This is a genomic window from Xanthobacter sp. NM-25 (genome assembly GCF_022138605.1).
Taxonomy (GTDB): Bacteria; Pseudomonadota; Alphaproteobacteria; order Rhizobiales; family Xanthobacteraceae; genus Xanthobacter.
In genome coordinates, this window is record NZ_JACBFS010000005.1 from 310,665 (window position 1) to 334,550 (window position 23,886).

General features: G+C 67.6%; 21 protein-coding genes. 18 read left to right on the top strand and 3 right to left on the bottom strand.

Features of this window, described 5'->3' with window-relative positions; all coding sequences use genetic code 11:
* Positions 1–76: 76 nt before the first annotated feature.
* Genes MEU52_RS15765 through MEU52_RS15780 form a run of 4 tightly spaced genes read left to right on the top strand, consistent with a single transcriptional unit; the run spans position 77 to position 5,979 of the window.
* Entirely contained in the window at positions 77–931 is an 855-nt protein-coding gene (locus MEU52_RS15765; protein WP_238122194.1) for an FAD binding domain-containing protein, read from the top strand.
* Positions 928–3,243 carry a xanthine dehydrogenase family protein molybdopterin-binding subunit gene (locus MEU52_RS15770; protein WP_238122193.1) on the top strand — a complete coding sequence of 772 codons (2,316 nt, stop codon included), beginning with the start codon at positions 928–930 and terminating at the stop codon, positions 3,241–3,243. The genes MEU52_RS15765 and MEU52_RS15770 overlap by 4 nt, the downstream gene beginning before the upstream one ends.
* The gene (locus tag MEU52_RS15775; protein WP_238122192.1) at positions 3,236–3,733 is read left to right on the top strand and encodes a (2Fe-2S)-binding protein; all 498 of its coding nucleotides are present in this window, start codon (positions 3,236–3,238) and stop codon (positions 3,731–3,733) included. Before MEU52_RS15770 ends, MEU52_RS15775 begins: the two co-directional genes overlap by 8 nt.
* On the top strand, positions 3,709–5,979 hold the full coding sequence (locus MEU52_RS15780; RefSeq protein ID WP_238122191.1) for a xanthine dehydrogenase family protein molybdopterin-binding subunit: 2,271 nt from the start codon (positions 3,709–3,711) through the stop codon (positions 5,977–5,979). Before MEU52_RS15775 ends, MEU52_RS15780 begins: the two co-directional genes overlap by 25 nt.
* Positions 5,980–6,042: 63 nt before the next feature.
* Here the strand turns inward: MEU52_RS15780 and MEU52_RS15785 are convergent, their stop codons facing one another.
* On the bottom strand, positions 6,043–6,645 hold the full coding sequence (locus tag MEU52_RS15785; protein ID WP_238122190.1) for a cupin domain-containing protein: 603 nt from the start codon (positions 6,643–6,645) through the stop codon (positions 6,043–6,045).
* Positions 6,646–6,788: 143 nt separating this feature from the next.
* Here MEU52_RS15785 and MEU52_RS15790 point away from each other — a divergent pair, with 143 nt between their 5' ends.
* From MEU52_RS15790 to MEU52_RS15835, 10 genes are all read left to right on the top strand, one after another.
* The gene (locus tag MEU52_RS15790; RefSeq protein ID WP_238122189.1) at positions 6,789–7,193 is read left to right on the top strand and encodes a hypothetical protein; all 405 of its coding nucleotides are present in this window, start codon (positions 6,789–6,791) and stop codon (positions 7,191–7,193) included.
* Positions 7,194–7,195: 2 nt separating this feature from the next.
* The gene (locus MEU52_RS15795; protein ID WP_238122188.1) at positions 7,196–7,594 is read left to right on the top strand and encodes a cupin domain-containing protein; all 399 of its coding nucleotides are present in this window, start codon (positions 7,196–7,198) and stop codon (positions 7,592–7,594) included.
* A complete protein-coding gene (locus MEU52_RS15800; RefSeq protein WP_238122187.1) occupies positions 7,591–8,439 on the top strand; it encodes a nitrilase-related carbon-nitrogen hydrolase in 849 nt (282 codons plus the stop codon). The genes MEU52_RS15795 and MEU52_RS15800 overlap by 4 nt, the downstream gene beginning before the upstream one ends.
* A gap of 39 nt (positions 8,440–8,478) precedes the next feature.
* A complete protein-coding gene (locus MEU52_RS15805; RefSeq protein ID WP_238122186.1) occupies positions 8,479–9,063 on the top strand; it encodes a CoxG family protein in 585 nt (194 codons plus the stop codon).
* A gap of 32 nt (positions 9,064–9,095) precedes the next feature.
* Positions 9,096–9,989: a cyclase family protein gene (locus MEU52_RS15810; RefSeq protein WP_238122185.1), complete on the top strand. Its 894-nt coding sequence runs from the start codon at positions 9,096–9,098 to the stop codon at positions 9,987–9,989.
* An 8-nt stretch (positions 9,990–9,997) separates the two neighbouring features.
* Complete coding sequence (locus tag MEU52_RS15815; RefSeq protein WP_238122184.1) at positions 9,998–10,528, top strand: carboxymuconolactone decarboxylase family protein; 531 nt, start codon at positions 9,998–10,000, stop codon at positions 10,526–10,528.
* A gap of 295 nt (positions 10,529–10,823) precedes the next feature.
* Positions 10,824–11,906, top strand: coding sequence for a BMP family ABC transporter substrate-binding protein (locus MEU52_RS15820; protein WP_238122183.1), 1,083 nt, complete (start codon positions 10,824–10,826; stop codon positions 11,904–11,906).
* Complete coding sequence (locus tag MEU52_RS15825) at positions 11,903–13,426, top strand: ABC transporter ATP-binding protein (RefSeq protein WP_238125019.1); 1,524 nt, start codon at positions 11,903–11,905, stop codon at positions 13,424–13,426. Before MEU52_RS15820 ends, MEU52_RS15825 begins: the two co-directional genes overlap by 4 nt.
* On the top strand, positions 13,427–14,500 hold the full coding sequence (locus MEU52_RS15830) for an ABC transporter permease (RefSeq protein WP_238122181.1): 1,074 nt from the start codon (positions 13,427–13,429) through the stop codon (positions 14,498–14,500).
* Positions 14,497–15,423, top strand: a complete 927-nt coding sequence (locus tag MEU52_RS15835) for an ABC transporter permease (RefSeq protein ID WP_238122180.1) — start codon at positions 14,497–14,499, stop codon at positions 15,421–15,423. Before MEU52_RS15830 ends, MEU52_RS15835 begins: the two co-directional genes overlap by 4 nt.
* A gap of 9 nt (positions 15,424–15,432) precedes the next feature.
* Here the strand turns inward: MEU52_RS15835 and mntR are convergent, their stop codons facing one another.
* A complete protein-coding gene (mntR, locus tag MEU52_RS15840; RefSeq protein WP_273546262.1) occupies positions 15,433–15,894 on the bottom strand; it encodes a manganese-binding transcriptional regulator MntR in 462 nt (153 codons plus the stop codon).
* 234 nt (positions 15,895–16,128) lie between these two features.
* Between mntR and MEU52_RS15845 the strand changes: the two genes are divergently transcribed.
* Positions 16,129–17,451 (top strand): Nramp family divalent metal transporter, encoded by a 1,323-nt coding sequence (locus tag MEU52_RS15845; RefSeq protein ID WP_238122179.1) that lies wholly within the window; start codon positions 16,129–16,131, stop codon positions 17,449–17,451.
* Between the two features lie 6 nt (positions 17,452–17,457).
* Here MEU52_RS15845 and MEU52_RS15850 read toward each other — a convergent pair whose 3' ends face one another.
* Positions 17,458–19,494, bottom strand: coding sequence for a sigma-54-dependent Fis family transcriptional regulator (locus tag MEU52_RS15850; RefSeq protein ID WP_238122178.1), 2,037 nt, complete (start codon positions 19,492–19,494; stop codon positions 17,458–17,460).
* Between the two features lie 273 nt (positions 19,495–19,767).
* On the opposite strand from MEU52_RS15850, the gene adh reads away from it, so the two are divergent.
* The 3 genes from adh (at position 19,768) to MEU52_RS15865 (ending at position 23,849) form a co-directional block, all read left to right on the top strand.
* A complete protein-coding gene (gene adh / locus MEU52_RS15855) occupies positions 19,768–21,288 on the top strand; it encodes an aldehyde dehydrogenase (protein ID WP_238122177.1) in 1,521 nt (506 codons plus the stop codon).
* A 407-nt stretch (positions 21,289–21,695) separates the two neighbouring features.
* Entirely contained in the window at positions 21,696–22,724 is a 1,029-nt protein-coding gene (gene adhP, locus MEU52_RS15860) for an alcohol dehydrogenase AdhP (RefSeq protein ID WP_238122176.1), read from the top strand.
* 165 nt (positions 22,725–22,889) lie between these two features.
* Positions 22,890–23,849 carry a PDR/VanB family oxidoreductase gene (locus tag MEU52_RS15865; RefSeq protein WP_238122175.1) on the top strand — a complete coding sequence of 320 codons (960 nt, stop codon included), beginning with the start codon at positions 22,890–22,892 and terminating at the stop codon, positions 23,847–23,849.
* The last annotated feature ends 37 nt before the right edge of the window (positions 23,850–23,886 follow it).

The window sequence follows — 23,886 nt, forward strand, 5'->3', positions numbered from 1 at the left end:
AACCGTTCCGCCCGGCTCCTGCCGGGCGCGGCGGCGGGCCCTTTCCCGTCCTGATCGAGATGCGTGAAATCCTGTCATGAAGCCAGCTCCATTCGAGTATGTGAGGCCGTCGAGCCGGGCCGAGGCGGTGGCGGCGCTCGCCACCCACGGCGACGACGGCAAGGCCATCGCCGGCGGTCAGAGCCTGGTCGCCGCCATGAATTTCCGCCTGGCGCGGCCGGCGGTCCTGGTGGATCTGAACGGCGCCACCGATCTCGATTATCTGCGGCCCGAGGGGGGCAAGCTGCGTATCGGCGCGCTGACCCGCCACGCGGCGTTCCACCGCCCGGTGGTGGAGGGGCCGCTCGGGGTGCTGCTGGCGCGGGTGGTGCGCAACATCGCCCATTATCCCATCCGCCAGCGCGGCACCTTTACGGGGTCTTTGGCCCATGCGGATCCCGCCTCCGAATGGTGCCTGGTCTCCCGCACCCTCGGGGCGGAGATGGTGATCGCCAATACCGGTGGCGAGCGGGTGTGCGCGGCGGCGGATTTCTTCAGGGGCACCTTTACCACCGCCGTCGGCACCGAAGATCTTCTGGCCGAGGCGCGGCTGCCTTTGCTGGGCCCGAACTGGCGCAGCGGCTTCTTTGAATTTTCCCGGCGGGCGGGGGATTTCGCCCTCGCCATGTCGCTGGCGGCGCTGGAGATCGAGGGCGGGGTGATCCGCGCGGCGCGGCTCGGCGTCGGCGGCGTCGCCGACCGGCCGCTGCGGCTCGAGGCGCTGGAAGCGCAGCTGGTGGGGCAGGCGCCGTCCGCCGCTTTGTTCGCCGGCATGGGCGAGGCGGCGCGGGATCTCATCACCCCCACCGAGGACATCCACGCCAGCGCGGATTATCGCCGCGATCTCATCCGCACGGTGGTGAACCGGGCGCTGACGCAGGCGGCATCATGAGCTGGATCGGCCGTTCCCTGCCGCGCCTGGAAGACCCTTCGCTGCTGAAGGGGCAGGGGCGCTATGTGGCGGATCTGGCGCGGGGCGCCGCCGCCGTGAAATTCGTGCGCAGTCCGCTGGCGGCGGGCGCCATTCTTGGCATCGAGAAGCCGGACGACGGTCTCGTGTTCACCGCCGACGACCTCGTCGGCGTCAAGGCCATCCGGCCGCTGCTGCACCGGCCTGATTACGTACCGGTCTCCCAGCCGGTGCTGGCCAAGGATCGGGTGGTGTTCTGCGGCCAGGCGGTGGCCGTGGTGGTGGCCGACGACCAGGGCCTCGCCGAAGATCTCGCCGAGCAGGTGTTCGTGGACATCGAGCCCGAGGATGCGGTGGTGGATTTCGCCCAGGCCCTGGGCGAAGGCGCCCGGGCGGTGCATCCCGAGGCGCCGGGCAATGTGCTGGTGGAAGGCAACATCCGCACCCCTGGTGTCGATGCGGCGTTCGCCGCCGCGGCCGAGGTGGTGGCGCTGGAGCTGCGGTCCGGGCGGCAGACTGCCATGCCGTTGGAAGCGCGGGGCGGGGTGGCGCGGTTCGATCCCCTTGCGGGCCGCGTCACCCTTTACGCCTCGGTGCAGATGCCGCACATGCTGCGTACCGGCATCGCCGACGTGCTCGGCTTCCCCGAATCCGACCTGCGGGTGGTGGCCCCCGACGTGGGTGGCGGCTTCGGCCAGAAGATGTCGCTGTTTCCGGAATATGTGGTGCTGGTGTGGCTCGCCCGGCATCTCCAGCGGGACGTGGCGTGGCTGGAGGACCGGCGCGAAAACTTCCTGGCTGCCGCCCACAGCCGCGATCAGGTGTTCAAGGTGCGCGGCGCCTTTGCCGCCGATGGCACGCTGCTGGCCATCGATGCCGACCTGAAGAGCAATGTGGGCGCCTTCTCCTGCTATCCGGTCACCTGCGGCGTGGAGCCCCTGATGGGCCTTGCCGAACTGCCGGGGCCCTACCGCTTTTCCGAATATGCCGCCCGCTCCCGGGGCGTCACCACCAACACCTGCATGATGGCGCCATATCGCGGCGTCGCCCGGCCCATGCTGACGCTCACCATGGAGCGGATGATGGATGTGGCGGCGCGCCGCCTCGGCATCGATCCGGTGGAGATCCGCCGCCGCAACCTCATCGAGACCTTCCCCCATCGCTCGCCCACCGGCCTCGTCTATGACGAGGGCTCCTATGGCGAGACCATGGAATTGGCGGTGAAGGCGCTGGACCTGCCGACCTTCCGCCGTCGCCAGGCCGAGGCGCGGGCGGCCGGGCGCTATCTCGGCGCCGGCTTCTCGGTGTTCTCCGAGCGCACCGGCTACGGCACCCCGGCCTATGCCGCGCGCGGCATGGACATCGTGCCCGGCTATGAGCTGGTGAACCTCGCCATGGACCCCTCCGGCTTCGTCGAGGCGCGGATCGGGGCCTCGCCCCACGGACAGGGGCTGAAGACCTCGCTGGCGCAGCTCATTGCCGATGAACTCGGCGTGCCGCCCACCAAGGTGCGCATCATCGCCGGCGATACCGATGCCACGCCCTATGGCTGGGGCACTTTCGCCAGCCGCTCGATGGTGATTGCCGGCGGCGCCTGCAAGATCGCCGCCGGCAAGGTGGCGGAGCGGCTGAAGAGCGTTGCCGCCGCCATGATGCATGTGGAGCCGGAGACCATCCGCCTCGCCGACGATCTGGCCTATGCCGAGGCCAGCAACCAGACCCTGCCCATCGGCGAGGTGGCCCGCGCCGCCTATCACCAGAGCCACCGCTTTCCCCAGGCCGGCCCCGGCCTGCAGGAGCAGGCGCTGTATGATCCGGCCGGCACCTTCTCCAACGCCTGCCACGCCTGCATCGTCGAGGTGGATGTGGAGACCGGCGGGGTGAAGATCGAGCGCTTCGTGGTGGCGGAGGATGCCGGCATCCTCATCAACCCCATGATCGTCGATGGCCAGATCCATGGCGGCGTCGCCCAGGGCATCGCCAACGCGCTGTTCGAGGAGCTGGTCTATGACGAGACCGGCAACCTGCTCACCGCGTCGCTCGCGGACTATCTGCCGCCCACCATCGCCGAGATGCCGTCCATCGAGATCGAGCATCTGGTGACCTATTCGGAAGCCACCATCACCCGCGCCAAGGGGGTGGGGGAGGGCGGCACCATTGGCGCGCCGGCGGCGGTGATCAACGCCATCGTCGACGCCCTCTCGCCCTTCGGCATCGATCTGTTCGAGATCCCGGCCACGCCCCAGCGCATCCGCGATCTCATCCGTAACGCTGAACGGACTTCTCATGGCTGACAAGCGCGCCGTCACTTTGAACGTCAACGGCAAGGACTACCGCATCACGGTCGAGCCGCGCCGCACCCTGGCCGATGCCCTGCGCGATGACTGCGGGCTGACCGGCACCCATATCGGCTGCGAGCATGGCGTGTGCGGGGCCTGCACGGTGCTGGTGGACAACCGGCCGGTGCGTTCCTGCCTCATGTTCGCGGTGCAGGCGGAAGGCCGCAATGTGCGCACCGTGGAGGGGCTCGCCAATGGCGAGGAACTGCACCCCCTGCAGAAGGCGTTCTGGGAAAAGCATGGCCTGCAGTGCGGCTTCTGCACCCCCGGCTTCCTGATGCTGGCCACCGGCATCCTGGAAGCCGAGCCGGACATTTCCGACGAGGACCTGCGCGACGTGCTGTCCTCCAACCTGTGCCGTTGCACCGGATACCAGAACATCATCAAGGCGGTCCGTGCGGCCGCGAGCGAGATGCGCGCATGTCAGCCCTCGGCCAGCCTCTGAAGCGGATTGAGGATCGCCCGCTGATCACGGGAACCGGCCGTTTCGCTGCCGACGAGCAGCGGCCGGGGCAGGTCCATATGCGGGTGGTGCGCTCGCCGGTGGCCTTCGGCCGGCTGGTGGGTGTCGACACGGAAGAGGCGGCCGCTTTGCCCGGCGTGCGCGCGGTGTGGACCCATGCCGACATCGCCGACCTGCCGCCCATCGACTTCCGCATGACCCGTATCCAGGGGCTCGATCCCTACCGCCAGTATGTGCTGGCGAAGGACTATGTGCGCTATGTGGGCGACCCGGTGGCGGTGGTGTTCGCCGACGATCCTTACGTGGCCGAGGATGCCGCGGAAATGGTGTTCTGCGACATCGAGGAGGAAGATGCCTGCCTCGATGCCACCCTCGATCCGGTGCCGTTCATGCCGGAAACCCTGCCGGGGGTGCTGAGCGAGCCGGCCTGCATCGTCAAGGCCTATGGGGATCTCGACGCCGCCTTCGCCGGCGCGGCCCATGTGATCGAGCTGGAGGTCAAGGTCGGCCGCCACACCGGCGTGCCCCTGGAGACCCGTGGCGCGCTGGCGGTCTATGACGCCGCCCGCGACGTGATCACCATGTACGGCGCCTCCAAGGTGCCCCACTACAATCGCGATTCCATCGCCAGGATGCTGGGCCTGCCCCAGGACCATGTGCAGCTCAGCGAGGGCCATGTGGGCGGCGGCTTCGGCATCCGCGGCGAGCTTTATCCGGAAGACGTGCTGGTGTGCCGGGGCGCCCATGTGCTGGGTGTGCCGGTGAAATGGGTGGAGGACCGCCGCGAGCACCTGCTGGCCGCCAACCACTCCCGCGACCAGGTGCACCGCATGCGGGCGGCGGTGGACGCCAACGGCTTCATTCGCGGCCTTGCCGACACCTTCTTCACCGACCAGGGCGGCTATGTGCGCACCCATGGCGGCACGGTATCCGACCTCGCCGCGGCCCTGCTGCCGGGGCCCTATGTGATCCCCGCCTATCGGGTGGAAGGCCACATCCGCCTCACCAACAAGACCCCGGCCGGCACCTATCGGGCGCCCGGCCGCTACGAGACCACCTTTGCCCGCGAACGGCTGATGGACGCCATCGCCCACCGGCTCGGTCTCGATCCGGTGGAGGTGCGCAAGGTGAATCTGATCCGCGAGGATCAGATGCCGTTCGATCGGGGCATCGACGCCCTTGGTACCCATGTGGTCTATGATTCCGGCAAGTATCACGACCTCTTGGAACGGACCCTGGCGCGGGTGGATTATCCGGCGCTGCAGGCGCGCTTCGCGGCGCGCCGGGCGGCGGGCGAGAAGGTGGGCATTGGGCTCGCCTTCTTCATCGAGAAGAGCGGCCTCGGCCCGCGGGATCGGGTGACGCTCACCGTGCTGCCCGATGATCGGATCGAGGTGGTCACCGGCGTCGCCTCCATCGGCCAGGGCATCGAGACCGCCATGGCGCAGATCTGCTCCGACGTGGTGGGCCTGCCCATCGAGAACATCCGCATCATCCATGGCCAGACCGAGCGCATCTCGGAAGGCTATGGCGCGTTTGCCTCGCGGGTCACGGTGATGACCGGTTCGGCGGTGCGCTTGGCCTCCCAATCCCTGCAGGAGACCGCGTTCGCCCAGGCGGCGCCGCTGCTGCAGACCCGGCCGGACGACCTCGATCTGGTCGGCGGGCGGGTGGTGGCGCGCTCCAGCGGCGCGGCCATTTCCCTGTCGGATCTTGCGGCGCAGCTTCCGGAGGGCCTCACCGCCGAGGGCGTGTTCGAGGCCGATCACATGACCTATCCCTACGGCGTTCACGTGGCCCAGGTGAAGGTTGATCCGGAGACCTGCGGGGTGGCGGTGGAGCGCTATCTGGTGGCCTATGACGTGGGCCGGGCGATCAATCCCATGATGATCGACGGCCAGATCGTCGGCGCCGCGGCCCAGGGCATCGGCGGGGCGCTGCTGGAGGAGTTCGTCTATGACGAGGCCGGCCAGCCTTTGGCGGCGAGCTTCGCCGATTATCTCATGCCCACCTCCCACGAAATGCCGCCGGTGGACGTGCTGCTGCGCGAGGATGCGCCGAGCCCGCTCAACCCGCTCGGGGTGAAGGGCGCGGGCGAAGGCGGCATCACCGCGGTAGGGGCGGCCATCGCCGCGGCGGTGGACGACGCCCTCGGACGGCCGGGCCTGATCGACCGCCTGCCCATTTCGCCCAACCGCCTGCATGCGGTGCTGGGCGCCCGGGCCTGAGGCGCGGTCATGAGCGGCAATCGGGAGCGGACCGCCGGATGTCGACCCGCTCCCGGTCGCAGCTCAATCCCGCTGCATGTTGATCCACAGGGTGCGCACCTGCCGGTCGCCGCGGTTCCAGATGCGGTGGGGGCGACGGGAGCTGTAGGAGATGAGGTCGCCCGGCTCCAGGATATGGCTGATGCCGTCGACCTCCACCGTAAGGGTGCCGTCGAGCACGAAGCCGTATTCGTAGCCGTCATGGGTGATCGGCTTCTCGGTGGCGCCGGTGTGCGGCTGGTATTCATTGATGGCGATGGAGACGCCGCGGGAGCGGTCCTCCTTGATCAGGCGGCGAATGACGTGGGACGCGGTTTCGATGGCCGTGCGATCGCTGGCGCGCACCACCAGCTCTTCCTCGTCGACCTGATGCTCGACGATGAGCTCGGACATCTGCACGCCCAAGGCGTTGGCGATCACGATCAGCGAGCCGATGGACGGCGAAGCGCGCCCGCGTTCAACCAGACTCAACATGGACGGGCTGAGGCCACAGGCGGCGGCCAGGGCTTGCAGGGTCATCTCACGGGCTTGGCGTTGCTCGCGGATGCGGGCGCCGATGGCGACGAGGGCGCTGGCGGTGGATTCCGTTGGCGTATCCCAGGTCTTCAAGAGCCGTTCACTGCTCACGGTTGAGGGTTCCTTCGCTGCCCGCCCTGCGGGTCCGGTGAATATAGGTGGCAAAGCCCAATTGGGAAAACGAATGCTCTTGCCATACCTGAAATTTTGAGCATATTAAAATCAATTGATCATTATTAAAAGGACGCTGTTTCGTGGTCCCTCCCGAATCCCCTCAGACGGTGCGTGTGGTGGACAGCGCGGCAGACTGTCCCGACCTCCCGATCATCCAAGGCAAGGGTAGTGCCAAAGTGGTGATCTGGCCGGGCAATGGCGCGCTCTATCGCACCTTTCAGGTGCTCGATATGCAGGAGGGCGACCGGACCCGCGATCTCACCCACCCCACCGACAGCGTCTATTACGTGGCGGCCGGCGCCGGCAGCGTCGCCGATGTGGCGTCCGGCGAAAGCTGGCCGCTGGGCCTCGGCTCCATGGTGCATATCGACCGGGGTGATTCCTACCGCTTCGAGGCGGCCGCGGGCGGCATGAAGCTGATCGGCGGCCCGTGCCCGGCCGACCAGGCGCTCTACGCCCTCATTGCCGAAACCGAGGACGCCTGATCATGGCCATCCGCATCTTCCATCGCGACCACCCCACCCTCATGCTCGACCTCATCTCCAAGGACGCGCGGTTCGTGGTGTGGCCCGGCACCGGCGCGTGGCATGCCAACATGAACTATGTGCGGCTGGAGCCGGGCGAGGCCAACAAGCCGCACATCCATCGCCTGTCTGAAGATTCCATCTTCATCCTCGAGGGCGAGGGCACCATCCATGACTACACCAACGGCATCGCCGTGCCGTTCCATGCCGGCTGCGTGGTGCATGTGCCGGTGGGTGTGAAGCATGCGGTAGCCGCGGATCGCGGCGTCGAGGTGGTGAGCGTGGGTGGCCCGGCGCCGGCCGACGTGCCGCTGCTGAAGGCCGTGGGTGCCATTCCGGCCGACGCGGAGCTGCCGGAATGAGCTTCCGCGTCGCCGCCCTCCAGTTCCAGGCGCAGCCCGGCGCGGCCGCGGCCAATCGCGCCCACACCCTGGCGCTCATCGCCGGGGCGGCTGCGCGCGGGGCGCGGGTGATCGTGCTGCCGGAACTGGCGATTTCCGGCTACACGCTGGATCGGGCGGCGCTCGCGGCGGCGGCGGAACCGCTCGATGGGCCGACGCTCGCCGCCTGGCACGAGGTGGCGCGCCGGCTCGGCGTGGTGATCGCCGGCGGCTTCTGCGAGCGGGTTGGCGAGGAGCTTGCCAATGCGGCGGTGATGGTGGGGCCGGAGGGGCTCCTGCTGCATTATCGCAAGCTGCATCTGTTCGATGGCGAGAAGGCGGTGTTCCGGCCCGGCGATCTTGGGCTGTCGGTGGCCGACACCCCGTTCGGGCGGATTGGCCTATGCGTCTGCTACGATCTGCGCTTCGTCGAGGTGATGCGGGCGCTGGCGCTGAAGGGCGCGGATCTGGTGGTGGTGCCCACCGCCTGGGTGGGCGGGTTTGACAAGGTGGCGCGGGACGGCGACGGCCTCATCGGCCAGGCGCGCGGCGCCATCGTCCAGGCCAATCTCAACCAGGTCTATGTGGCCTGCGCCTCCCAATGCGGGGCGACGCCGGAGATGGGTTTCCTCGGCTCCTCGCTGATCGCCGATCCCTATGGGCGGATCCTGTCCGGTCCCCTGCCGGCGGAGGCCGCCGGCGAGGTGGTGGCCGAGGTGGATCTGGCGCAGGCGAAGCAGGCGCAGGAGCGGTCGGCGCGCATTCGCCCGCGGCAGGATCGCCGCACCGATGTCTATGGCTTGCGGCTTGGAGCCGAGACCTTGTGAGGGCTCGCGCCGCCATTCAATAAGAAGAGGGACCGATCGATGAAGATCTCGCAGGAATTTACCGTCGCCCGGCCGCTTCCGGACGTGTGGGCCTTCTTCCACGATATTCCGAAGGTGGCGGCCTGCCTGCCGGGCGCCGAATATCTCGGCCCCAAGGAAGACGGCAAGCACGCCGGCAAGGTCTCCTCCAAGATCGGTCCGTTCCAGGCGAGCTTCGAAGGCGAGGCGGCGGTGGTCTATACCGACGCCGACCATGCCATCCATGTGGACGGCAAGGGTGTCGACAAGAAGGGCGCCAGCCGCGGCAAGATGGTGATGGACTGCCGCCTGGAGCCGGCGGGCGAGGCCACCAAGGTCAGCGTCGATGCCGACATTCAGCTGTCCGGCACCATCGCCCAGTTCGGTCGCACCGGCCTCCTCACCGAGATCGCCAACGTGCTGGTGGCGGATTTCGTGCGCAATGCCGAAGTCGAGCTCGCCCCGCCGGCGGCCGCGTCTGGTGCTGCCCCCGCGGCCGAAGCCCCGCGCGCGCCGGCGGCCGCCAAGCCCATCAGCGCCTTCGCGTTGTTCATGGCGGCCCTGAAATCGTGGCTGCGCTCGCTGTTCGCGCGCCGCCCCGCCTGATCCTGTCCCCTGATCCTGTCTGGAGTGCCCCGATGAAGATCGTCGATCTGTCCCATCTGATGAATGTGCATACGCCCGGGTGGGTCGGTTATGCCGGCAACAAGATGTATTACGCCCAGAACCTGCAGACCAAGATGATCGTTGCCCAGCGCATCGACACCGCGCTGCATGTGGGCACCCATATCGATGGCGCCATGCACGGCACCGACGGCATGGGCGACATGGCCTCCTACCCCCTCGACTATCTGGTGGGTCCGGGCGCCGTGGTCGATGTCTCGCAGGATATGGACGATTGGGCGGTCATCACCCCCGAGATGATCGAGAAGCAGCCGGTCGAAGTGAAGGAGGGCGACATCCTCATCCTCCACACCGGCTGGCACCGCTATTGGGAAGGCCAGCCGCAGCAGGATCTGGTGCGCTATTTCTGCATGCATCCCGGTGGCGGCATCGAGCTGCTCAACTGGATGCTCAAGAAGAAGATCAAGTGGTTCGGCATCGACTGCGGCTCGGGCGACCACTCCATGAACACCTCCATCCGCCACATGCGCCCGGACCTCGCCAAGAAGTTCGAAGCCAAGGTGGGCATGACCTGCGAGGAGTTCTTCGGCGAGTATAATTACACGCACAAGAAGTCCGGCCGCGAGGTGACGGAGAACATCTTCCCGTTCCACGCTTATGCTTTCCAGGAAAACCTCATCCATGCCGAGAACGTCGGCGGCGACATTGAGCTGATGCTCAACCAGCGGGCCGTCATCGGTGCGTTCCCCTGGCGCTATGAGGGTCTGGAAGCCTGCCCCTGCCGCATCGTCTGCTTCCAGGACATCGCGGAGAATGTGGAAGCGGTGGGCGATGTGGCCAAGGCCATCTTCGGCGGCCCACGCCATTTCGCCTCCGGCGTGGCCTCGGGCGGCCCGGACGGCCGGTGAGTGCCTCCATGCTGATCGGCGCGCGTACCCCCGATGAGATGACGGACGCCCAGCGGCGCGTCTATGACCTCATCGCCTCCGGCCCGCGGCGGGATGTGCCGTGGCCCTTCCTCGCCATGCTGGATGCGCCGCATCTGGCGGACGCGATCCAGGCGGTGGGCGCCGCCATCCGCTTCTCCGGGGTCATCACCCCGGAGCTGCGGGAAGTGACCATCCTGGCCGTCTCCGGCGCCTTCGGCTCCGGCTACGAATGGGATTATCACGTGGCCATCGCCCGTGACCTGAAGCTGAGCGAGGACACCATCCGCGCCAGCACCACCGGGGATGTGGCCGGGCTCGACCCGGTGCATGCCACCATCATCCGGCTGTGCCGCGGCGCGGTGCTGGAGCGACGGGTGGACCAGACGCTGCTAGCCGAACTGGTGGATCAGGTGGGCCGCCAGGTGGCGAGCGAGGTGGTGACCATGTGCGGCTACTACCAGATGCTGGCGTTGTTCCTCTCTGCCGGCGTGCTGGACCATCCGGTGCCGGCGGTCTGAGGCGCGAAACCGAGCTGCGCCGGAGCTTCGGCGCAGCTCTTACGGCATCGGCTGGATGCTCCGATGTTAAGTTCAATAGAGTTGATCGCGCGCCCTGGTGCATGAACATGCGCCGGGGTCGCGTGCGTTAAAGTTATATTTCTAAGTCATATGCGTATTTTATACCAATTCTATATTGTATTATTTTTGCGTTTTAATTGCATTCTTCTCTTGCGTCATCGCTGCTTCCGAATTTGAATGTGATTCAAACAAGAACAAGAAAATTGAATCTCCTGAATGAGAGCGGAGCAGAAGCATGTCCCCTTTCCGATCCAGATGGACCGCGCGGGTGATGGCCGCGGCCGTGGCTTTCGCCGCGGCGTCGCCGGCGCTTGCCGCTGACGACATCAAGGCGGCTTTCATCTATGTGGGTCCGCGTGCCGACAACGGCTGGACCTTCCGTCACGACGAGGCCCGCAAGTGCCTCGAAAAGGAGGGCATTCCCACCTCCTATGTGGAGTCCATCACCGAGGGGCCGGACGTGGCCCGCGTGGAGCGCGACTTCATCTCCCAGGGCTACAATGTGATCTTCGCCACGGCGTTCGGTCACCAGCCCTTTACCCAGCAGGTGGCCAAGCAGAACCCCAACGTCCACTTCTTCGTCATCGGCCCCGGCATCGCGCCGGCGCCGAATATCCAGACCTATTACGGCAAGCTCTGGGATGGTCGCTATCTCACCGGCATCGTCGCCGGCAAGATGACCAAGACCAACAAGATCGGCTTCGTCGCCGCGCATCCCAAGCCGTCGGTGCTGGCCGGTATCAACGCCTTCACCCAGGGCGTGAAGTCGGTCAATCCGAAGGCCGAGGTCAATGTGGTGTGGACCCTCTCCTGGTTCGATCCGCCGGCCGAGAAGCAGGCCGCCGTGGCGCTGGTCGAGGCGGGCAACGACGTGATCGCCCAGCACCAGGACACCGGCTCGGCCGCCCAGGGCGCCACCGAGAAGGGCGCCTTCGCCATCGGTTCCGAGGCGGACCTGTCCGGCATCGCCGGCGAGAAGGTGCTCACCGGCACCATGTGGGACTGGTGCGATTACTACAAGAAGGCCATCGCCAGCGTGAAGGACGGCACCTTCAAGGCCGGTGACTATTTCGGCGGTCTCGATGACAAGATCATCAGCCTCGCGCCCATGAGCCCGCTGGTGCCCGCCGATGTTGCCAAGCTGGTGGCTGAGAAGAAGCAGGCCATCATCGACGGCAAGCTCGACTATTGGAAGGGCCCCATCAAGTCCAACGACGGCAGGGTGGTCGTGCCCGAAGGCCAGACCATGGGCCTCACCGATGTCCAGAAGACCAACTGGCTCATCGAAGGCGTCAACGGCACCGTGGGCAAGAAATGAGCTCGCTCTCCCGACACGACCCGTCCGGCGCGCCAGCGCCGGGCGGAGGCCCGGTGCCGCTCCTGGCGGTGGAGGATGTCTCCAAATCGTTCGGCGACGTGCACGCCAATACCGATGTGAGCTTCCTGGTGCCGGCGGGTTCCGTGGTGGCGCTGCTGGGCGAGAACGGTGCCGGCAAATCCACCATTATGAATGCCGTGTGCGGCCTCTACCTGCCGGAGAAGGGCCGCATCCGCATCGATGGTGCGGTGGTGGAGGCGGGCTCGCCGGCGGCGGCGCGCGCGGCCGGCATCGGCATGGTGCACCAGCAGTTCAAGCTGGTGGAAACCCTCACCGCTTATGAGAATATTTCGCTCGCCACCGGCCATGGCCGCTTCCTCCAGCCATCGGCGCCGGACGAGAAGCTGCGGGCGCTGATGGCCGAGGTCGGCTTCCAGGTGGATCTGTCCGCCCCGGTGTGGAGCCTGTCGCTGGCGGCGCGCCAGCAGCTCGAAATCTTGCGGGTGCTGGCTCAGGGCGCGCGGCTCCTCATCCTCGACGAGCCCACCTCGGTGCTGTCCCCAGTGGAGACCGAGCAATTGTTCACCATCGTCCGGCGCATCGCGGCCTCGGGGCGCTCGGTGATCCTGATTTCCCACAAGCTGGCCGAGATCCGCGACGTGGCCGACCGCATCGTGGTGATGCGCGGCGGCCGGGTGGTGTTCTCCGGCGAGAACAAGGGCTTGTCGGCCGACGACATCGCCGAGCTGATCATCGGCAAGCGCGCGCTGCGCGCCGGGGTGCGGCCGCAGGCGCCGCGTGGCACGCGCCAGCTGTCGGTGCACAACGTCTCCATCCGCGGCCGCGATGGCGCACCGCTGGTGCAGCAGGTGAGCTTCGACGTGCACGGCGGCGAGCTGGTGGTGGTGCTGGGGGTGACCGGCAACGGCCAGTCGGAACTCCTCGATGCCATCGGCGGCCTGATGGCGCCGAGCGAGGGGGCCATTACCGCGCCGCGAACCGGCCGGCGGCGGGCGTTCGCCTTCATTCCCGCCCGCCACCTCGGCATCGGCCTCGCGCCCGGGCTCAGCCTCGAGGACAACGCGCTGCTCGGGCCCCACCGCTCGGAGCGGTTCGGCGCCTGGCTGCCGCGCAAGGCCGTGCGGGCCCATGCCAAGGCCGTGCTGGAGACCTTCCAGGTGAAGGCGCGGGCGCAATCGGCGACGCGGCGGCTCTCGGGCGGCAATCTGCAGCGGGTGGTGCTGGGCCGCGAACTGTCCAGCTCGCCGCCGCTGATCGTCGCCAGCTACCCCACCCGCGGGCTCGACATCGCATCCGCCGCGCAGATCCGCGAGGCGCTGGTGGCCAAGGCTTCGGCCGGCGCCGCGGTGCTCATGGCGAGCGAGGAGCTGGACGAATCCCTGGAGATTGCCACCCGCATCCTGGTCATGAGTTCCGGCCGCATCGTCGGCGACCTCACCCCGGATGCCTTCGACATGGATGTGATCGGCCGCATGATGACGGCGGCGCAGGAGTCATAGATGTCCCTACGTCTTCGGTTCGAACCCCGGCTGAGGTCGGTGGGGGCGGGGGAGATCGCCCTGCGCATCGCCTTTGGCGTGGTGCTGGCGCTGGCCGCCGGCGGCTTGGTCATCGCCATGAGCGGGCATGATCCCGTCACCGCCTACCAGGCGCTGTTCCGCGGCGGTTTCGGCTCGCGCATGGCGTTCGAGGGCACCCTCAACAAGGCGGTGCCCATCGGCCTGTGCGCGCTCGGCATCGCGCTCGCCTCCCGCGCCCAGCTCACCAATATCGGCGGCGAGGGCCAGTTCTATTTCGGCGCCTTCACCGCCACCGCCATCGGCCTCGCGCTGCCGGAGGCGACGCCGGGCTGGATCGCCATTCCCGCCGTGCTCGTTGCCGGCATCATCGGCGGCGGGTTCTGGGCGCTGATCGCGGCGGTGCCGAAGGCGCTGTTCGGCGTCAGCGAGATCCTCTCCACCTTGATGCTCAACTACATCTGCATGCTGTGGGTGGGCTATCTGGTGCGCGGGCCGTGGGCCGACCCCATGGCCTATTCCTTCCCCTATTCGCCGCCCATCATCGACAATGCGCAGATGATGCCGCTGTTCGGCTCGGTGCATGGCGGGCTGTTCCTGCTGCTCGCCGCCACCCTCGGCCTGGCGCTGGTGGATCGGGGCTCGCGCTGGGGCTACGAACTGCGGGTTTCGGGCGATGCGCCGGAAGCAGCACGCTATGGCGGCATCAGCGCCACGGCCATCGTCATCTCCGCGCTGTGCTTCTCCGGCGCCATGGCGGGTCTGGCGGGGGCGGTGGAACTCTCCACCACCGGGCGGCTGCAGCTGGGCCTCTCCCCGGGCTACGGCTTCATGGGCATTCTGGTGGCGTGGCTGGCGGGCGGCCGGGCTGTGCCCATCCTCATCGTCTCCATCTTCTATGCCGGCCTGCTCAATGGCGGTTTCTCGCTGCAGGTCTCGCGGGTGCCCTCATCCATCAGCACCATCCTGCAGGCGCTGATCCTCATCTTCGTGCTGGCGGCGGTGACGTTGTCCCAATACCGGCTGCGCATCTATCGCTCGGAGGCCCGCTCATGAGCATCGAGCTTCTTCTGGCGGCGGCCCTGGTCTCCGCTACCCCGATCCTTTATGCGGCGCTGGGCCAGCTGCTCATCGAGAAGGCCGGGGTGCTCAACCTCAGCATCGAGGGCGCCATGCTGGTGGGGGCGGTGAGCGGCTTCGTCGTCACCTCCGTGTCCGGCTCCATGGTGGTCGGCCTCATCGGGGCGGTGCTGGCGGGGGGCGCGTTCAATGCCGCTTTCGCCTTTTGTGTGGTCACCCTGCGCCTCAACCAGGTGGTGACGGGGCTGGCCTTCTCCATTCTCGGCGGCGGCCTCTCCGCCTTCATCGGCCAGGCCTTCGTGGGCAAGGCACTGGCGGCGCAGATGCCGGACCTGCACATTCCCCTGCTGGCGGATCTGCCGTTCCTCGGCCCGGTGATCTTCAAGCAGGATCCCTTGGTGCTGCTCGCCTTCGTGCTGGTGGGGGTGATGGCGCTGTTCCTGTCGCGCACCCGGCCGGGCCTGCTGCTGCGGACCCTGGGCGAGAGCCCGCAGACCCTCGATGCCCTCGGCATTCCGGTGATCGGCCTGCGCTATCTCTATTCCATCCTCGGCGGCGGGCTGATCGCGCTGGGCGGGGCCTATCTCTCGGTGGTGGATACGCCCACCTGGGTGGAGAACATGACGGCGGGTCGTGGCTGGATCGCGCTGGCGGTGGTGATCTTCGCATCGTGGCGGCCGGGCTGGGTGATGGTGGGCTCGGTGCTGTTCGGCCTGGTGGATGCCTATCGATTCCGCGCCCAGGCCAGCGGCCAGGCCTTCATCGATCCCCACTTCCTGAACATGCTGCCCTATGTGGCGACCCTGGTGGTGCTGATCGCCATGTCGCGGCCGGGCCTGAAGGCGCGGCTGCGGCCGCCGGCGGCGCTGGGCCTGCCCTATGATCGCGAGCGGCGCTGAGCGATCCCTTCAGCGCCGCTTGGCTTCCAGGAAACGGCGGAAGGCATCGAGGGTGGTTTCCGAGACGTAGTGCTCCATGCCCTCCGCGTCCGCTTCCGCGGCTTCCTCGGGCACGCCGACGGCCATCAGGAAGTCCACCACCAGGCGATGGCGGGCGCGCACCCGGTCCGCCATCGCCGCCCCCGCCTCGGTGAGGAAGACGCCGCGATAGGGGCGGGAGGTCACCAGGCCTTCGCGCTTGAGACGGGCGATGGCCTTTGTGGCGGTGGGATGGGTGACCCCGAGCCGCCGGGCGATGTCGGTGACGCGGGCTTCGCCATGCTCGTGGATCAGGTCGGAGATCAGCTCCGTATAATCCTCGAGGATCTCGGCCGAGCGGGCCGAGCGGGTCCGCGCGAAGCGCAGCACTTCGTCACTCTCATCGAGTGGTGCGGCATCGGCGGGAACGCTGGCTTTCGGCGTGGCTGTCAATGCGTCTTCCCGTTCACGGGTGGAACCGGCGCGTTCACGCGATCCGCGGCCGCCGCACCAGAGGAGCCGCATCCCTTACCAAGCCAGGGCCATCATGATCAAGGCGCGGGGCCGCCGCCGCGCGGCGGAGCCGGTTTTGTGAAAAGGCTATTGCACTTAATGTAGCCATGGCTACATTATTCAGAGGCTGCAACACAGCAGGCCCATCCCAACCGCCTCAATACCGGCTGCCCCATGTCCGTGATGCCCAGTCTCGAGCCTGCCCCCACGCCTTCGGTGAGCGATCGCACCAGCGCGGCCATTCAAGATGTTCTGGCGGGGCGGCGCCGCGGACCGCGGGCCGCCTTCCTGTTCGCCGGGCCGGCGGTGATCGCCTCGATCGCCTATATGGATCCCGGCAATTTCGCCACCAACATCCAGGCCGGCGCTCATTACGGGTACACGCTGCTGTGGGTGGTGGTGCTGGCGAACCTGATCGCCATGCTGTTCCAGGCACTGTCGGCGAAGCTCGGCATCGTCACCGGGCGCAATCTGGCGGAGCTGTGCCGGGAACAGGCGCCCCGCCCGCTGGTGGGGGTGATGTGGGTGGTGAGCGAGATCGCCGCCATGGCCACCGATCTCGCCGAATTCCTGGGCGGCGCCATCGGCCTGTCGCTGCTGTTCGGCCTGCCGCTGCTGGCGGGCATGGGCGTCACCGCGGTCATCACCTACGGCATCCTGCTGTTCGATCGCCAGGGGTTCCGCCCCATGGAGCTGATTATCGGCGCCCTGGTGGCAGTGATCGGCCTTTGCTACCTCATCGAGATGTTCGTGGCGCCGGTGGATTGGGCCGCCGTGGCGGTGCATGCGGTGTGGCCGCAGATGCCGGATTCCACCGCGCTGCTGATCTCGGTGGGCATCATCGGCGCCACCGTGATGCCGCATGCGCTGTTCCTGCATTCCGGCCTGACGCAGAACCGCGCCACGCCGCAGGATGCGGCGCAGCGCCGGATGCTGCTGCGCTTCTCCAATCGCGAGGTGGTGCTGGCGCTGGCGGTGGCGGGGCTCGTCAACATGGCCATGGTGATCATGGCGGCCAGTGCCTTCCATCTGGGGCATAGCGAGGTGGCGGAGATCGCCACCGCCTATCACACGCTGACGCCGCTGCTGGGCGCGGCGGCGGCGGGGCTGTTCCTGGTGTCACTGATCGCGTCGGGCATCTCCAGCTCGGTGGTGGGCACCATGGCTGGCCAGCTGATCATGCAGGGCTTCGTCGGTTTCCGCATTCCGCTGCTGCTGCGCCGCCTCATCACCATGGTGCCGGCCTTCGTGGTGGTGGCCATGGGGGTCGACACCACCTACGCGCTGGTGCTGAGCCAGGTGGTGCTGTCCATTGCCCTGCCGGTGCCGATGATCGCTCTGGTGGTGTTCACGGCGCGGCGCGACATCATGGGTGAGTTCGTGAATTCCCCGCTGGTGAGCGTGCTGGCCGTGGTCGGCAGCGTCCTGGTTCTGGGGCTGAACGGCGTGCTGCTCGCCGATGCCTTCGGGCTGCCCATTCCGGGCCTCGGGTCGTAGCCACGGCTAGGGCTGCCGGGTGCCCCGCTCGGTGGTGGCCAGGTGGCGGTGCAGCGTCGAGCGGTGAATTCCGAGCCGCCGCGCTGCTTCGGAAATATTGCCGTTGGCGGTGGCGAGTGCGGTCTGGATGGCGGCACGGGTGATGGTGTCGAGATCGCCGCGCGGGTTCGACACGGTGCTTTCGGTGGTGTCGGCGGCCGGTATGGCGCGGATATCGGCCGGCAAGGCGTCTACGTCCAGCTCGCTGCCGGGCTCGGCCAGCGCATGCAGCACCTTCAGCGTGCCCACGAACTGCCGGAAGTTGCCGGGCCAGGCATGCCGGACGAGGCGGTCGACGCACGCCGCCGACAGGCGGGGGGCCTCGGGCCCATCGGCCAGGGTCGCCCAGAAGGCGCGCACCATGGCGTCGCGATCGGGCAGGCTGCGCAGAGCCGGCAGGGCCACGGTATATTGGGCGATGCGGAAATAGAGGTCGGCCCGGAACGCCCCACTCTCCACCAATTGCTTGAGATCCCGGTGGGAGGCGCAGAGCAGGCTGAAGTCCACCGGCACCGCGCGACCGCCGCCGAGCGGCATCACCTCGCGATCCTGCAGTACCCGCAGCAGGCGCGTCTGCAGCGACAAGGGCATGTCGCCGATCTCGTCGAGGAACAGCACGCCGCCGTCGGCCTCCCGCAGCAGGCCCTTGAAGCCAGCCCGGCGTGCACCCGTGAACGCGCCTTCCTCATAGCCGAACAGCTCCGACTCGATGAGGCCCTCGGGCAAGGCGGCGCAATTGATGGCGGCGAACGGCCGGGCGGCCCGGCTGGACCGGGCGTGCACCTGGCGGCTGAAGACCTCCTTGCCGGTGCCGGTCTCACCCTGCACCAGCACCGGAACGCCGGCTTCCAGCAGCCGGACGGCGCGGCGCAGCGCCTCGGTGGTTGCGGGGTCGAAATGGGGGAGGGAGGAGGCAGCCTCCGGTCCCCGCCGATCGGTGGAGGGGCGCGCGCCGGCAGGGGCGCTGCTGCGCTGCGGTGCGCGCTCGGCGCCGCCCGTGCTGCCGCTGATTGTCTCCTCGCGGGCCTGCGGCGAGGAGGCGGGTGCGCCTGCGGCGGGCCGGTCAGTGTCCCTGGCGGCTGCGGCGTGACGCATCTTGCGGTCGAACCGCAGGTGCAACTGGGCGCCATTGGCGGCGCGCACCCGCCGCTCCTCACCGTCGCGGCCGAGACTGCCGTCGAACAACTCGCTGTAGCGTCGCCGTTTCAGCGCATCCCAATCGAGGCCGAGCTGGGCGAGGCCGGTGCGGTTGGCGGCCACCAGCCGATACTCCTCGAACACCAGGATGCCTTCATGGCTGGTACCCAGGAAGCTCGGGTCTCCATGGAAGCGGACCACGTTGCAATCGGGAAAGGCGCCGTCGAACAGCCGGTGCTCCACCTGGTTCACCGCCAGCTGCACCAGGCCCATGGCATGGAGCTGCGGCACCGTGGCCGGGCCGGACAGGTCCAGGAGGCCGAGCACGTCGCCATAGGGATCGAGGATGGGCACGGCGGCGCAGCTGAGGAAGCCGTGGGCCTCGGCATAATGTTCCGCGCCGCGCACCTCCAGGGGGCGGCGCTCCTCCAGAGCCGTGCCGATGGCATTGGTGCCCAGCGCCGCTTCGCTCCAGTTGACGCCGGGCTTGAGCGCCACCTGGGCGGCGCGGTCGGCGAAATCGGCGCTGCCCACCGTGTCGAGCACCAGCCCGGTGGGATCGGTGAGGATGACGATGGAGCCGGTCACGTTGGCATTGGCGTGCAGCGCCTCCAGCTCCGGCCGGCAGCGGCGCCAGAGCGCCTCGGTCTTGTCGCGCCGCTGGCGCAGCTCACCGGAGGTCAGAGGCTCGGCGGCCACACCTCCGCCTGTCGGCAGGCCGCGCGCGGCGCAGCGGGTCCAAGAGCGCAGGATCGGCGGTGCCACGTCGTCGCAGACCGTTTCGCCCGAGAAAAAGCGCTGCCGCGCCTGCTCCAGCGCCTGTGGCGACAGCAGATAAGCGGTGGGCGACGGGATGATTTGCGGCATCGGCACCCTCGGCTTGATTTCGCTCCCGCGCGACAGCTGTCGCATCTTGCAACAGGTGTCGCAGGTTCTTGTTCTTCTCGGCGACAGTTTCGCACGACAGTTTGCCCGTCGTCCAGCAGCGGCGCCGCCGCGCGCGCGAAGTCTTGATTTCCTCTTGTTTTCATCTGCCGTGAAACAAGCACTTACCGCACTGCAAAAGCGAAAGATCCATGGCCGGGCACCGGTTGGCACGAGGGCTGCGATGGGGCCCCCGACCCATCACGGGAGGAAACCATGAACAAGCCTGAACTGCTCGCCGCCCAGAATGCCTCGCCCTTCAAGGCCCGCTACGGCAATTTCATCGGCGGCACCTTCGTGGAGCCGGTGAACGGCCGCTATTTCGAGAACATCTCGCCCATCAACGGCAAGGTCATCTGCGAGGTCGCCCGCTCCGACGAACAGGATATCGAGAAGGCGCTCGACGCCGCCCATGCCGCCAAGGACGCCTGGGGCCGCACCCCGGCCGCCGAGCGTGCCCTGGTGCTGCTGCGCATCGCCGATCGCCTGGAGGAGAACCTCGACCTTCTGGCCCTCGCCGAAACCTGGGACAACGGCAAGCCGATCCGCGAGACCACCGCGGCCGACATTCCGCTGGCCATCGACCACTTCCGCTATTTCGCCGCCTGCGTGCGGTCCCAGGAAGGCGCCCTCTCCGAGATCGACCACGACACCATCGCCTATCACTTCCACGAGCCCCTCGGCGTGGTGGGCCAGATCATTCCCTGGAACTTCCCCATCCTGATGGGCGCCTGGAAGCTCGCTCCGGCCATCGCCGCCGGCAATTGCGTGGTGCTGAAGCCGGCCGAGCAGACCCCGGCCTCCATGCTGCTGCTGGCCGAGCTCATCGCCGACATTCTGCCCCCCGGTGTGCTCAACGTCGTCAATGGTTTTGGCCTGGAGGCGGGCAAGCCGCTGGCGTCGTCCAAGCGCATCGCCAAGATCGCCTTCACCGGCGAGACCGGCACCGGCCGCCTCATCATGGGCTATGCCAGCCAGAACCTCATTCCGGTGACCCTAGAACTGGGCGGCAAGTCCCCCAACATCTTCTTCTCCGACGTGGCGGCGGAGGATGACGACTTCTTCGATAAGGCCATTGAGGGCTTCGTGATGTTCGCCCTCAATCAGGGCGAAGTGTGCACCTGCCCGAGCCGCGCGCTGGTGCAGGAGAGCGTCTACGACCGCTTCATGGAGAAGGCGCTGGCCCGGGTCGCCGCCATCAAGCAGGGCTCGCCGCTCGATCCCGCAACCATGATCGGCGCCCAGGCCTCCAGCGAGCAGATGCACAAGATCCTGAGCTATATCGACATCGGCAAGGCGGAAGGGGCCAAGGTGCTGGCCGGCGGCGAGCGCAACACCCTCGATGGCGATCTCGCCGACGGCTTCTATGTGAAGCCCACCGTGTTCCTCGGCAACAATTCCATGCGCATCTTCCAGGAGGAGATCTTCGGCCCGGTGGTGTCGGTGACCACCTTCAAGGACGAGGCGGAAGCCCTCCACATCGCCAACGACACCCTGTTCGGCCTCGGCGCCGGCGTGTGGACCCGCGACGGCTCGCGGGCCTACCGCTTCGGCCGCGCCATCCAGGCCGGCCGGGTGTGGACCAATTGCTACCATGCCTATCCGGCCCATGCGGCCTTCGGTGGCTACAAGCAATCCGGCATCGGCCGCGAGACCCACAAGATGATGCTCGACCATTATCAGCAGACCAAGAATCTGTTGGTGAGCTACAGCCCCAAGAAGCTCGGCTTCTTCTGATCGGGGCTTGAACCGGCCATGGCCGGCGGCGGGGCGGGGATGCCCGGCATCCTCAACTCATTCCGCTCCGCCGCCGGGAACCGCGCCGGGCCCGGCATCGTTTCAGCGCTGGACGCCTCCAGCCTGAGGCAAGCCCGGTCGCGGAGAACAGACCAGGTGCAACATTCAGGGAGGATACGACGGCCATGTCACAGGCCGGAAGCCAGTTTCCCCCTGGCTTCCGGTGGCCGTTGTCCCCACCACATTCCATGCCGTGCCAGCCTGCGGCGCCCGGAGCCCCGAAAGCGGTCCGTGGCGCACCCCTCCTGCGCCAGCCTGCGGCATCTGTCCCCCAATTGGCATTGGTCCACCCGCCCCGCGCCGCGGTGCCGCTGCATCGGCCGCCGGGCAGATCGAAAGGGAGCCACATGACAAAGACCATGAAGGCCGCCGTCGCCCACGCCTTCGGCCAGCCCCTGTCCATCGAGGAGGTACCGGTGCCGACGCCCGGTCCCGGCCAGATCCTGGTGAAGATCGCCGCCTCCGGCGTCTGCCACACCGACCTGCACGCAGTCGAAGGGGACTGGCCGGTGAAGCCGAAGCCTCCCTTCATTCCTGGCCATGAGGGCGTGGGCTACGTGGCCGGCGTCGGCGCCGGCGTGCGGCATGTCAGGGAGGGCGACCGGGTCGGCGTGCCGTGGCTCTACACCGCCTGTGGTCATTGCAAACATTGCCTCGGCGGCTGGGAGACCCTGTGCGAGGAGCAGCAGAACACCGGCTATTCCGTGAATGGCGGCTTCGCCGAATATGTGGTGGCGGACCCCAATTTCGTCGGTCACCTGCCGGCCAATGTCTCCTTCACCGAAATCGCGCCGATCCTGTGCGCGGGTGTGACCGTCTATAAGGGGCTGAAGGTGACCGATACCAAGCCTGACGACTGGGTGGTGATCTCCGGCATCGGCGGGCTCGGGCATCTGGCCGTGCAGTATGCCAAGGCCATGGGCCTCAACGTGATCGCCGTGGACATCGACGACGCCAAGCTCGATCTGGCCAAGCGGCTCGGCGCCGCGCTCACCGTCAACGCCCGCACTGCCGATCCGGTGGCGTTCGTGAAGAAGGAAGTGGGCGGGGCCCAGGGGGTGCTCGTCACCGCCGTCTCGCCCAAGGCCTTCGAGCAGGCGCTGGGCATGGTGGGGCGTGGCGGCACGGTGGCCCTCAACGGCCTGCCGCCCGGCGACTTCCCGCTCTCCATCTTCGACACGGTGCTGAACGGCATCACCGTGCGCGGCTCCATCGTCGGCACCCGGCTGGACCTGCAGGAGGCCCTGAACTTCGCCGGCGAGGGCAAGGTGAAGGCCACCATCGAGACCGAGCGCCTGGAGGACATCAACGCCATCTTCGCCCGCATGCACAAGGGCGACATCCAGGGCCGCATCGTCCTCAATTTCGAGGGCTGAGAGGGCCCGTGCCTCTCCGGGGCGGGGGCGTCTGCGACGGCCTCGCCTCGGGGGGGCGCGTTTGCCTTATTTTTGATCAGCGGTGCACAGGGGCGGATTTCCGCCCGAAAACTGGCCTCGGCCTTGCTCTGACCTCTCCCGGCTTTGGTTCATGGAGAGTTTGCAATGTCGGACGATGCCCTGCACCCCGTCGTCGTAGCGAAGAAGACCATCGAGGCCGACAATATGGTCTCGTTCGAGCTGGTGGATCCGGCGGGCGCCGAACTGCCGGCATTCTCCCCCGGCTCGCATATCGATGTGACCCTGCCCAGCGGCATGGTGCGCCAATATTCGCTGTTCAACAGCGCCCATGAGCGCAACCATTATCTCATCGGCGTGTGGAAGGATGCCAACAGCCGCGGCGGCTCGGTGGCCCTCTACCAGGATGTGCAGGTGGGCGACACGCTTCAGGTGAGCACGCCGCGCAACCGCTTCGAGGTGCCGGAAACCACCACCCGCGCCCTGCTGCTGGCCCGCGGCATCGGTGTCACTCCGATCCTCTCCATTGCCGATCATCTGAAGGCCCGGGGCATTCCCTTCGAGCTGCACTATCTGTTCGCCGGCGGCTCGCCGGGTTCGTTCAAGGGGATGATCGAAGCGTCGGCCTTCGCCGGAGACACCACCTTCTACCTGGAAGGGGCGCAGCCGCCGTTCAATCCCGCCACCATCCTCGCCGACCGACCGGCCGATACCGAGCTGTTCATCTGCGGTGTCGACTGGTGGATGGAACCCATCGTCAAGACCGCCCAGCAGAAGGGCATCGACCCCGCCCTGATCCATATGGAGCGGTTCGGCGGCAAGGCGCCGGCGCCGCTCTTGGACAAGGTGTTCGAGGTCAAGATCGCCTCCACTGGAAAGACCTACAAGATCCCCGGCGACAAGTCGGTGTCGGGAGCGCTGGAGGAGCGGGGCGTCAAGATCCGCACCTCCTGCGAGCAGGGCGCCTGCGGCACCTGCAAGGTGAAGGTGCTGGAGGGCGAGGTGGACCACCGCGACAAGCGCCTCTCCACCGCCGAGAAGGAAGAGGGCTGGATGCTGGCCTGCGTGTCGCGTGGCAAAGGCGACCTGCTGGTGTTGGACTTGTGACACGTCCCGCCAAGGCCGGGGGATGTCCCTCAGTGAG

What these genes read in the sequence shown, in the direction of transcription:
- MEU52_RS15765 (WP_238122194.1), top strand. Translation starts at nt 77, where the DNA reads ATGAAGCCAGCTCCATTCGAGTATGTGAGGCCGTCGAGCCGGGCCGAG.
- MEU52_RS15770 (WP_238122193.1), top strand. Translation starts at nt 928, where the DNA reads ATGAGCTGGATCGGCCGTTCCCTGCCGCGCCTGGAAGACCCTTCGCTG.
- MEU52_RS15775 (WP_238122192.1), top strand. Translation starts at nt 3,236, where the DNA reads ATGGCTGACAAGCGCGCCGTCACTTTGAACGTCAACGGCAAGGACTAC.
- MEU52_RS15780 (WP_238122191.1), top strand. Translation starts at nt 3,709, where the DNA reads ATGTCAGCCCTCGGCCAGCCTCTGAAGCGGATTGAGGATCGCCCGCTG.
- MEU52_RS15795 (WP_238122188.1), top strand. Translation starts at nt 7,196, where the DNA reads ATGGCCATCCGCATCTTCCATCGCGACCACCCCACCCTCATGCTCGAC.
- MEU52_RS15800 (WP_238122187.1), top strand. Translation starts at nt 7,591, where the DNA reads ATGAGCTTCCGCGTCGCCGCCCTCCAGTTCCAGGCGCAGCCCGGCGCG.
- MEU52_RS15805 (WP_238122186.1), top strand. Translation starts at nt 8,479, where the DNA reads ATGAAGATCTCGCAGGAATTTACCGTCGCCCGGCCGCTTCCGGACGTG.
- MEU52_RS15810 (WP_238122185.1), top strand. Translation starts at nt 9,096, where the DNA reads ATGAAGATCGTCGATCTGTCCCATCTGATGAATGTGCATACGCCCGGG.
- MEU52_RS15815 (WP_238122184.1), top strand. Translation starts at nt 9,998, where the DNA reads ATGCTGATCGGCGCGCGTACCCCCGATGAGATGACGGACGCCCAGCGG.
- MEU52_RS15820 (WP_238122183.1), top strand. Translation starts at nt 10,824, where the DNA reads ATGTCCCCTTTCCGATCCAGATGGACCGCGCGGGTGATGGCCGCGGCC.
- MEU52_RS15825 (WP_238125019.1), top strand. Translation starts at nt 11,903, where the DNA reads ATGAGCTCGCTCTCCCGACACGACCCGTCCGGCGCGCCAGCGCCGGGC.
- MEU52_RS15830 (WP_238122181.1), top strand. Translation starts at nt 13,427, where the DNA reads ATGTCCCTACGTCTTCGGTTCGAACCCCGGCTGAGGTCGGTGGGGGCG.
- MEU52_RS15835 (WP_238122180.1), top strand. Translation starts at nt 14,497, where the DNA reads ATGAGCATCGAGCTTCTTCTGGCGGCGGCCCTGGTCTCCGCTACCCCG.
- MEU52_RS15845 (WP_238122179.1), top strand. Translation starts at nt 16,129, where the DNA reads ATGTCCGTGATGCCCAGTCTCGAGCCTGCCCCCACGCCTTCGGTGAGC.
- MEU52_RS15850 (WP_238122178.1), bottom strand. Translation starts at nt 19,494, where the DNA reads ATGCCGCAAATCATCCCGTCGCCCACCGCTTATCTGCTGTCGCCACAG.
- adh (WP_238122177.1), top strand. Translation starts at nt 19,768, where the DNA reads ATGAACAAGCCTGAACTGCTCGCCGCCCAGAATGCCTCGCCCTTCAAG.
- adhP (WP_238122176.1), top strand. Translation starts at nt 21,696, where the DNA reads ATGACAAAGACCATGAAGGCCGCCGTCGCCCACGCCTTCGGCCAGCCC.
- MEU52_RS15865 (WP_238122175.1), top strand. Translation starts at nt 22,890, where the DNA reads ATGTCGGACGATGCCCTGCACCCCGTCGTCGTAGCGAAGAAGACCATC.